Here is a 1,451-nt window from a genome sequence, read left to right as displayed (position 1 = left end):
TTGGGGGCTTCGGAAAGCCCTTCATAGGCTTCGATCAGTTCCAGCATCTCGCTGGCGGTCGAGGCAAAGCACGATGCATCACTGAGCACCCGGAACGTATTGAGGCGGGCCACTCCGCCAACATTCAGGTAATCGTGCATGGTGGAAAACTTGACGTATTCCCTTTCTACCGCCGCGGCCCACTCTTTAAAGGTTTTGATTTTCATAAATGCTCCTTTCCGCCCGCCTTGTGCGGGCTTTTTATTTGACTGCCCCTTCGCTCAGCTGCCTGATCTCCTGGGCAATGCACTCTTCCCAGAAGCGCACATTGTCGCGAATCCCTTCCCGCGTCTTGCGCCACTCGTCATAGCATTTCCGGGCTTCGTGCGCTTGCCTGCCGGCCTGAGCGGTGATGCGTTCAATATCCGCCAGCAGCTTGCGGTTCCGATCCAGCTTTGCCTGATATTCATCCAGCTTGGCCAATCGTTCCGGCGGCACGCCATAAGCTCCGGTCTTACGGATGCTGGGCAGCACATCGTGGGTCACCCAGCGCTTGAACTGTTTCGCCTCCGGCTTGTCCGACCGAAGGATGACGGAGTAAAGACCGGGTTCGTTGATGATGGTGGTTGCCTGGACACGCCCCATCGAATCGATGAGGTCGGTCAAATCGACCTCATCCGGGTCGAGCCGCTTTTTGGTGTCGGTTACATTCCCGATATTCAGCACCCGGCAAACATCCCGCAGCACCCACCACAGGCCGTCATCCCGCTGGACGGTGCGCAGCTGCTCGCCGCTGTACACAAAAATCTGTAAGTTGTTCATGTGGTTCTCCTTTCGATGGTTTAATATTTTTAAACTTTTGGGGTAAAAAAATATTCCCCAACACGCTCTTTGGGAATTTCCAACAGTTCAGAAATGCGAACAATATCATCGGAAGTAAATCTCGTTTTATTGTTCATTTTTCTTGAAAGGGAGTTTACTGAAACGCCGTATTTAGACGCAAAAACGTTTTGCGAACCATACTTTTCAATAATCTTCCCTCTGAGCTTGCTATAGTCGAATGCCACTCAATCACCTCCCTTCGACACGAACAGTTTAACACTTTTAAACTACATTGTCAACACAAAAATTTAATTTTCTTAAACTTTCATGTTGAAATTGAAGACCACCTATGATACAATTAAACCGGTCAAAGTTGAGGTGAATTTTGTGGATGAAATAAAAAATCGTCTGAAAGCCGCCTTGTCGGCGCGTGGAATATCCCAAATAGAACTATGTCAAGCAACTGGAATCCCTAAATCATCAATCTCTCAATACCTGAGCGGATACGCCAAACCAAAGCAGGATAGGATTTATCTCATGTCTCAAACCTTAGACGTAAGCGAAGCATGGCTGATGGGCTATGACGTACCGATGGACCGGAACGCCGCTTCGGCAGAGAAGGACAATACCCTCCACCTCCCCTCCAACAT

The 1,451-nt window shown here is 49.5% G+C and carries 4 protein-coding genes; 1 reads left to right on the top strand and 3 read right to left on the bottom strand.

The genetic code is table 11. From position 1 onward, the window contains the following. From B5F28_RS14325 to B5F28_RS14315, 3 genes are all read right to left on the bottom strand, one after another. Positions 1-206: hypothetical protein (locus B5F28_RS14325; protein WP_143424778.1), on the bottom strand; the 206-nt coding region annotated here is incomplete at its 3' end. A 34-nt stretch (positions 207-240) separates the two neighbouring features. Further along, positions 241-801, bottom strand: coding sequence for a BRO-N domain-containing protein (locus B5F28_RS14320; protein ID WP_087296497.1), 561 nt, complete (start codon positions 799-801; stop codon positions 241-243). Positions 802-830: 29 nt separating this feature from the next. After that, entirely contained in the window at positions 831-1,046 is a 216-nt protein-coding gene (locus B5F28_RS14315; RefSeq protein WP_087296496.1) for a DUF739 family protein, read from the bottom strand. Between the two features lie 142 nt (positions 1,047-1,188). Here B5F28_RS14315 and B5F28_RS14620 point away from each other — a divergent pair. Next, the coding region (locus tag B5F28_RS14620) for a helix-turn-helix domain-containing protein (RefSeq protein WP_158097614.1) at positions 1,189-1,451 on the top strand (263 nt) is incomplete at its 3' end.

The sequence above is a fragment of the Gemmiger sp. An194 genome (assembly GCF_002160145.1).
Classification (GTDB): Bacteria; Bacillota; Clostridia; order Oscillospirales; family Ruminococcaceae; genus Allofournierella.
The sequence above is the reverse complement of the archived record's forward strand: the minus strand, read 5'-3'. Positions and strand labels throughout refer to the sequence as shown.

Excerpts from the sequence above, each read along its gene's own strand:
- B5F28_RS14320 (WP_087296497.1), bottom strand. The coding sequence starts at position 801 with ATGAACAACTTACAGATTTTTGTGTACAGCGGCGAGCAGCTGCGCACC.